Genomic DNA, 8,255 nt, shown 5'->3' with positions numbered 1-8,255 from the left:
CATCTCAAAGGAGGAACGGACATCTCAAAGGAGGAACGGACATCTCAAAGGAGGAACGGACATCTCAAAGGAGGAACTAAAAAACTGTAAAAACGTTTAACAGTGAAGAAGCCGCTAGGCTGACAAATTGGAGCCCATGCTGTCAACCTCTCATTTGGAAAATGATTGATGAATCCCTTTGTTTTTATCCTCTTATTAGTTTCATGTACAGATGATTTTAATAGTTGCTATTCGAACAATACAATGGTTAAAATCTATCCAACGGCTCAAGCATGTGAACAATCCATGATACCGTCCACAAAAAAGTTTTCATTTTCTGGACAACAAATTTTTGCTCAATGTATAAACGTCCATGCAGATTTACATCAACAAGAAGTAAAATTGATCTGGTCTGTAACAAACCGTGGAAATTTCCTGCTTAAAAGCCAAAACGTAAAGGACAAGCTGTCTACAGTACACAAAGAAGATATTTTACCAACATCGCTTCCTCTTTTACATTCTTCTTCCACAAACCTCTTGCACAAAAAACTTTAAAAGCATAAACCCATCAGATCTCAAAAAAATAATCAATGAAAGACATGATGGATAATAAGCGAATGCACCCTTCAAAAGACCATCACACAGAGCAAAATTCTCTGCCTCAAGATCTCCCTTTAGATCCTGCTGTAGAACGAGTAAGAAAAAAACTTATGGGTTTAATGATTATTTCCGTTTTAATAACGCTTTTCCTTATTCTAACCGTACTGTTTTTAATTGTTTATAAAGTGATAACAACCGGATCAGCGCCAAAACAAACAGAGCTATCTTCCTCTCTCAGCAAAAACCCACACATTATCCATCATACGCTCTCTCTACCGGAAAAAACACAGATTTTGTCGCAAAGCCTCTCAGAACACAATATTGTACTGAAAGTTTTAACCCCTGATGGACAAACAAAATTTATGATTTACAATTATCACACCGGTGCACTTGTCTCCATTCTTTCTGTTGAAACAACAAAAGAGAGAGCGAAGATAATGCCCCATTAAGAAAACTAACATCAATAAGCGCTTAACATAGCATCCTGAAGGTTTAAACATTTTCTGCAAGCCGACACTATCACACGCTTTGCCAACTCGTGGATGTTGCCCACAATCCTTTGCCCTAGAGAGAGTTCATAAGAGCCATTTTTATTCCTTCTTATACAAATTTATCCACACGGGCTCTCCCCGTTTGCAACGTGCAAGCGAATGGTTTTTGTTGATCCAACATGGAACAAATTTGGAAATGAGAGAATTCTAGGGGTTTAGGGGCTCTCACCTAACATTCAAAACAATGAATTATTATTATAAATTAATGTGATAAGTCTTAAATATCCACCACACGGGCGACGGCGCATTTTTACTGTATCCCCTCATTTAAATCTTGGAAAAGAAGAAACCTTTCTGTCAACGCATTCCCATTTTAAGAAAATGACATCACTTGGGAAAAGCTAATGAACGTGCAAGAAATACCTCTTCTTGAGTGCAAAAATTCAACATATTAATTTATAGTGATCATTTATTTTGCATGTCGAACGAGAACCTCAAATACTGTAAGATTCTCCCCCTTCAAATCTGTTCATGAGGAACTTAATCAAAATCATTTGCTCACATATCCCAGCAAGGAAATGGATGAATAAAAATACCTCTTATGAATGATCCGGTATCAAAAGAAGAACTGTTGCAACATTGAAAATTAAAGCAATAACGCCCAGCTTACATCTTTTATTAAGCAAAGATAGCCGATGAATTTCACATAATAGAATTCATGAATACCAACGCGAAATGGGCATAAATACATTGAACATAAGTGTGAATTAAATAAAACAACGACATTGCGTTCTTCATAAAAGAACTGCCTCTTAAAATACACGGATGCGGTTTTCTCTGTATCCCCTTACTTAAATTTCAGAAAAGAGGCAATCTTTTCTGTCAACACCCTTTGGTTAAGTCTCAATACAGCCCCGTGAACATTCAAGGAAAGCGCAAGAAGCTTCTTGAGTATATACAATTTACTATCATGATACCAATAACATCACCACAAGCGCTTATACAGCACCCTTCAGGTTTAAACATTTCCCTCTGCTTCAAGATTGACCACTTGAGCGACGACGCATCTTTCCCTGTATCCGCTTACTTAAATCTCAGCAAAGAGGCAATCTTTTCTGTCAACACCCTTTGGTTAAGTCTCAATACTGCCCGTGAACATTCAAAGAAAGCGCAAGAAGCTTCTTGAGTATATATAATTTACTATCATGATACCAATAACATCACCCCAAGCGCTTATACAGTACCTTTCAGGTTTAAACATTTCCCTCTGCTTCAAGATTGACCACTTGAGCGACGGCGTGGTTTTCTCTGTATTCCCTTACTTAAATCCCAGCAAAGAGGCAATCTTTTCTGTCAACAGCCTTCGTTAAGTCTCAATACAGCCCCGTGAAAACTCAAGGAAAGCGCAAGAAGCTTCTTGAGCATATTATAATTTATTATCATGATACCAATAACATCACCACACAAGCGCGCTTACACAGCACCCTTCAGGTTTAAACATTTTCCTCTGCCTCAAGATTGACCACTCGGCGACGGCGTGGTTTTCTCTGTATCCCCTCACCTAATCCAGGCAAAGAAGAATCTTCTTTTGTTGCTGTTTTTGTTGCTGTTGATGCATCTCCATTGCTAGAGCTTTCTGCTGTTGTAAGTGAAAGCTCAAGAGATGATTCATCTTGAGTCCGTACAGTACGTCGACGAGGAGAACGACGTGTTTTTTTGACGGGTTCAACATTTTTCTCAGAAAGACTGTGCTCTTGATCTGTTTTTTCATCCGATAGAGCCTCTAAAGCGTTTTCTCGCGCATCCCCATTTTGCGCTTTATCATATTGGCCATTGCCATTTTTTTGCGACGACATTTGTAATACATCTGTATCACCCTCGACAGCATCCTTTTTTTCACCATCAAGATTTATTTCACCGCATTCTTGCCCATTGTTTTCATCACGATTTTCGTTTTCATCACCACGATTTTCATCACGCCGAACCGATTGAGACATTTGCCCAGCTGCTGCTAAAATAATACGCAAATAGTGCTCGGCATGTTGTAAATAATTTTCCGACATAACACGATCGCCTGCACCTTGTGCATCACGCGCAAGGCTTATGTATTTATCGGCAATTTGCTGAGCATTCCCGCGAATTTTAACATCCGGACCGCTACTTTCATAATTGCGAGACAACGGATTAGGACCGCGACGATTATTATTGTTATTACCATTATTGTTATTATTGCGACCGCGTACCCGTCTATTTTGTTGTGGCCTCATCTTTATCCCTTTTTGGAGTGTTTGTCTTATGTGTGTCTTAATTGACGCTTCCTCATTACATTATCTTTTGATAATGCTGATCATGTTTAACATACGATTATCAAGCTATCCGCGTTTATTTCACTCAAACGAACCCTACTGATATTGATAAAAGCATATATTTTCTTGAAAATCACAAAACAGCAGGGAAATCGTAAATCAAAAATTCCCTTTTTCTCTGTCAAACAGCAGAAACCTAATGATGTTCACGTAAAATGCCAAGTGTTTTTTTTAAAATAAACCATATTTCACTAAAAAAAAATAATTATCTTGTGGAAAACAAAAAGGAAAACACACATATAACACACCTGACAAAGAAAAAATTCCTGCCAGAGAATACTAGAAGCTTCCTTTTTTGCTCTAAAACCACCGCTCCTAAAAACGCCGATATGCTCTACCCCCTCGTGCATTTAACTCACAAGCACTTCCATCCCAACGAGTCACTGCGCGAACCTCTTTATTTTATAAATATAGCCTCTCTTCATCGCTAAAGCAACCCCTTGCGAGCGATAATCCACGATCGCCTCACAAAACCTCTTAATTTTTATAGATAGATTAACACGAAGTATTATTCAAGCCCTATAATCACCAAGAGATCAATCTTCTTTCCCAAACAAGTCAATGATACTATCAATTTTTATTTTAACCCATAGAGTTTTTAAGTTAATCACAGTTTTTATTTATAACAAATTGAGCTTAAAAACAAAATATTTAAATACAAAAAAATATCAAATTATGAAAAAAACGACCAATATGTCACACTTTTTTAAAAATCAGCTTCTTCTCAAAAAAATACCCTCCTCAAAGCCTATCAATAAGAATGGCCTAACGTATTTCCTTACTTATCTTTTCTGATAAAGAAAACTAGAATTATAAAACAAGCACATTTTTAAACCCAGCACAGCGCTTTACGCATGAAGAAGCCGTAAATGTTTATAAAAGGAATGTTTTTTACTCATTTTTGTCATGTCTATTGACTTACACCCTCAAAGAAGGAAGATTCTCAAATCACACTGGTCTGTCAACAATGAAAATACTTATAAAATTCATACACTGAATTGATTTGTAATGGTAATTCATATTTTTTGTGTTGAGTAAGAAAATTAATATCGTAGGATTTTTCATCCTCAATCTGTTTGCTGTTGAATCAATCTCTTTTTCTTGCATGTTACATGTGGGAAAACCTGCGTGGAGTAAAAATGATAAAAAGACTAAAAGTGCCTCTTATGAACCGTCTCTAAGGCTAAAGGGCTGTCGACAGGCACCATTGGGAGCGAGCAAAATGTGAGATAGTACTGGCTTACTCTTTTTCAAACCATAAAGATGAACATGCTCTATAAATTTTATACATTCATGAGGGTTTTACCATTATACCATTCACCAAAACCATTACGAAATGGATTTCCCACACTCGTTATTTCCCTTAAAAAAGCGCAACAAACCCTCTTGAAACTCCACCACGCCCCCTTAAACATTTCAAGGAGGCCATCCATACCTTATGTCGCCACACCTTAAATAAGAAGTGCGATATAACAAGATAAATAAATCAAGCTGCTATTGGTCATGAGGCAGATAGTCATTTAAGAGGCTTTTATCTTTTTGTCAAAATTCGCATCCTTTTAACTTTCCATATAAAAACTTAAAAGTAATTGCGCCTTTTGCCTGTTTTATTTTCTCTTTCATTCAGAAAACAGTCTCGTAAGAGAAAATAATTTCCATCCCCAGGACGGACCCTCGTCAAACATTGTTTTTTAGCACTATCAGAAAGCTTATCCCACATTTCACGAATAGCAAAATAGGCCTCACTTTCCAAATTAAGACAATGCTGATAAACCTCTCTTTTCATATCGGGCATAACAGAAGCAGAAATTTCCTTGCAATATACGCGTAGATCAAAAACAGGAATAACCAATTCAACGGGTGCTTGTTGTGTTACTTTTTTATGAGAAGAAAAATAACTAACCACCTTTGCAACAACAAAACACAAAAACACTATACAAAAAAGTATTATGCAAACAAAAGCAATCTTGCGATATAATCTTTTGAAATAAGCCTTTTGTCTTGCTCGGATTCTTTTTTCCATAAAGATTGTACCCTTTAATATCCCAAGAGAAGCTTTTACAGCAAAAAATGATAGAAGTATCTGTGTACACAATACAGGTTATAGCCGCAAACGATCAAGACTCTTATGTCAAAAGACTCTCTTTTTTACCGTATAATTCTTATCGTATAAAATTCTTATGAAACACTTTTCTCATGCCCTTTATGAAAAAATAGGGCTGATGATTTTCTCTCACCACTTTAAAAGACAAAGATTCTTTATCCATGCGGATCTATAAACAATTCGTCTTTGTTAAGACATGTCATATTGATTTATAAAGAATATTTATTGTTTTACATGTTGAATGAGAAACCCGAACACCATAGGATTCTCTCATCCGAAGTTTGTTTTCTATTGAAACAATCAAAACCATGTTGCTTACAAGTTACAAGCGGAGCTAGCATGTGGATTAAAAACTGTATAAGAAAGGCATATGCCTCTTATGAATCGTCTTAAGTGTCAAAGACCGTAGCAAAATTGGGAGCTAGAAAATACAATGATGGTGCGGACTTGCCTCTACATAAGCGTGAAGATGGGAGTGCTCAATGGATTTACCGTTATTCACCACACAAACACTTCATATATAAAATCTTATACGCCTTCTATTACCGCCCCCTCAAAAAGCAGTCGCTAAAACAAGATAAGAGATTATAGATGTAAAACTCCTAACAAAAAAGAATGGACTTTCTAATCGAGATCAACAAACACTGTTAAAGACACATTTGCATTTTTGACCATGCTGGCATGTATGATAATGGCCCTTCAAATGCGCCACCATTTTATGCTTCACCTCATATCATTCTCCGTCAAACAATCACAAAGATTCTTTAACTATTCAACGCCCCCCAACCAAAGCAAAGAAACCAAACCCAGACGCCTGCATTTTTATTTGAATCTTCCCTATTGGGATAAAACACACAAGAATTTAAAGATTTCACTGCAAAATGAAATCACAAAATACAATAATGAGAAAAATATCCAAAGCCATCTCAATAACAAATATATAGCGCCCCTGTTATTAGAAAGTAAAAAAAGCCGCACCATTTAAAGGCGCGGCTTATGAATAGAGATATAACTAAATAAAATACAAAAGAAATCAATAATAAATACTTATACACAAAACGTATAGTATTGCAAGCTTTTTAATTATATTTATAAAAATATCCAAAAAGAGTATAAATAATGATACATTCGTATTGAGGAGAGCTGTTTATAACAATACACTTTCTAAAATAAAAACGTATCAAATAAATCAAAATACTTTGTAGCTTTATCTCAATATAATCCATGAAAAAACACACATAATTTAAGTCCATAATTATAATAAGACCCGTTCTTTTACGCTTGTAAAAGCTGGTTTTTCTTAACTTACATTCACCACTTCAAAAGATGAAGATTCTTCACCCAATCTGATCTATCAACAGCCCAGATTGCATCGGGGTTCATTTGGCTTTCTCGCATGTGATTGACTTAAACTTAAAGCTCAACAAATAAGCCTGCCTTAAATATTTGCCATGCCCTTTAAAAAACACTTTTTGTATCATGGAAGCTCTTACAAAGAGGCTTGCCTTATATCATCACACCTGAAAGGACAGTCTTTACAGCATAAACAGGACAAGACAAATCAACAACCGCTTGTACAATCTTGTCTGATAAGAAAACAAGTGAAACGTTAGCCTTCAAGCCTGCTCCAACAGTATAGCATTTCTCTTCTTTATAAGAAAAGACACAACGATACGCATGATTTTCTTATAGGCATTTTTCTGCTTTTGTCCTTTTAGCAATTAACATTTTCTTTTTATGGGATTTTTAACAAATTAAAATTGCGATGAACTGCACTTTTTTTCTTTTTAAAAAGCGTAAAAATGGCAATTTTTTATAGATTTAAAATCATCAAACGCCCTATCCAAAAAGCTTTTTAAAATGATTGCAAGATTTTTTATCTTTTTTAAAACTTCTTTTGTCATGCGTTTTTGTTCGAACACGGCTCCTTTCTCTGTAGGCTTTAAAAACTTGCCCTTAGATTTCAATATGCGCCCTACTCTCCCCAACAACGCATGATCAACTTATCCTGCAACAACGCTTCTCTATCAATTTTTACCCTTTTTTAACATCTCAAACAGAGTGCAATTCCAATCCCCACCGAAGATATAAATCAGGTTTATCTCATCTATAGCTTCAACCCATACATATTGTTATGATCACTCTTTTCTATTTTTCCTTTTCTAACAAAGAAGAAATCTCTCTAGAATGCTCAACACTGATGTTTTGAGCAACACTACTGTATATTCCTAGCGGCTTATGTGCTGTAAATTTTGAAATAAAAGAGCTGTAGTCTATTTTTGGCGCCTCGTATATTGGAGAAAAAAATATGTCTCCAACGGACGATGATTCTGTTTTAATTTCTGGTGCGCTCACAAAACTGTTTGGTGTCGTTATTCCACCACTCACAACACTATTAATACTGTCTTGCTTCTCTTCTTTCTCATTTTTTTTCTGTTCGACATTGGTAAGATCTAGAGCATTTAATTTTTTTTCTAAAGCATCCATGCGCTTTGCAATTTTTGTAATATCTTCATATGCTTTCTTCAACAATGCGTTTAAAGGAGCATGTCCCATTCTTCCGCTAGCATAAAGAACCACACGAATACATTCCGGATCATCAATATCAGCAATAGAAAATGGAAAAAGTGCCATTATATCCCCCTTTTTGATAAGCTAAACGCGTATTAAGGCATTTGCATCTCTTTTTTCGTTGTACGGCTCTTGCATTTCTCA

At 35.9% G+C, this 8,255-nt stretch carries 5 protein-coding genes; 2 read left to right on the top strand and 3 right to left on the bottom strand.

Features of this window, described 5'->3' with window-relative positions:
- Positions 1–168 precede the first annotated feature (168 nt).
- The gene (locus tag ACFINM_RS07635) at positions 169–534 is read left to right on the top strand and encodes a hypothetical protein (RefSeq protein WP_375641011.1); all 366 of its coding nucleotides are present in this window, start codon (positions 169–171) and stop codon (positions 532–534) included.
- 44 nt (positions 535–578) lie between these two features.
- Positions 579–1,028, top strand: a complete 450-nt coding sequence (locus ACFINM_RS07630; RefSeq protein WP_375641010.1) for a hypothetical protein — start codon at positions 579–581, stop codon at positions 1,026–1,028.
- 1,535 nt (positions 1,029–2,563) lie between these two features.
- Here ACFINM_RS07630 and ACFINM_RS07625 read toward each other — a convergent pair.
- The 3 genes from ACFINM_RS07625 to ACFINM_RS07615 form a co-directional block, all read right to left on the bottom strand.
- Positions 2,564–3,337, bottom strand: a complete 774-nt coding sequence (locus ACFINM_RS07625; protein ID WP_375630225.1) for a DUF4167 domain-containing protein — start codon at positions 3,335–3,337, stop codon at positions 2,564–2,566.
- 1,678 nt (positions 3,338–5,015) lie between these two features.
- Positions 5,016–5,459 (bottom strand): hypothetical protein, encoded by a 444-nt coding sequence (locus tag ACFINM_RS07620; RefSeq protein WP_375610680.1) that lies wholly within the window; start codon positions 5,457–5,459, stop codon positions 5,016–5,018.
- A 2,229-nt stretch (positions 5,460–7,688) separates the two neighbouring features.
- Positions 7,689–8,174, bottom strand: coding sequence for a hypothetical protein (locus ACFINM_RS07615; protein WP_375613651.1), 486 nt, complete (start codon positions 8,172–8,174; stop codon positions 7,689–7,691).
- Between the last annotated feature and the right edge of the window lie 81 nt (positions 8,175–8,255).

Origin of the sequence: Bartonella sp. AA168HLJHH (assembly GCF_042197365.1) — a bacterium.
Classification (GTDB): domain Bacteria; phylum Pseudomonadota; class Alphaproteobacteria; order Rhizobiales; family Rhizobiaceae; genus Bartonella.
This window is presented reverse-complemented; position numbering and strand designations above follow the sequence as displayed.

Excerpts from the sequence above, each read along its gene's own strand:
- ACFINM_RS07635 (WP_375641011.1), top strand. The coding sequence starts at position 169 with ATGAATCCCTTTGTTTTTATCCTCTTATTAGTTTCATGTACAGATGAT.
- ACFINM_RS07630 (WP_375641010.1), top strand. The coding sequence starts at position 579 with ATGATGGATAATAAGCGAATGCACCCTTCAAAAGACCATCACACAGAG.
- ACFINM_RS07625 (WP_375630225.1), bottom strand. The coding sequence starts at position 3,337 with ATGAGGCCACAACAAAATAGACGGGTACGCGGTCGCAATAATAACAAT.
- ACFINM_RS07620 (WP_375610680.1), bottom strand. The coding sequence starts at position 5,459 with ATGGAAAAAAGAATCCGAGCAAGACAAAAGGCTTATTTCAAAAGATTA.
- ACFINM_RS07615 (WP_375613651.1), bottom strand. The coding sequence starts at position 8,174 with ATGGCACTTTTTCCATTTTCTATTGCTGATATTGATGATCCGGAATGT.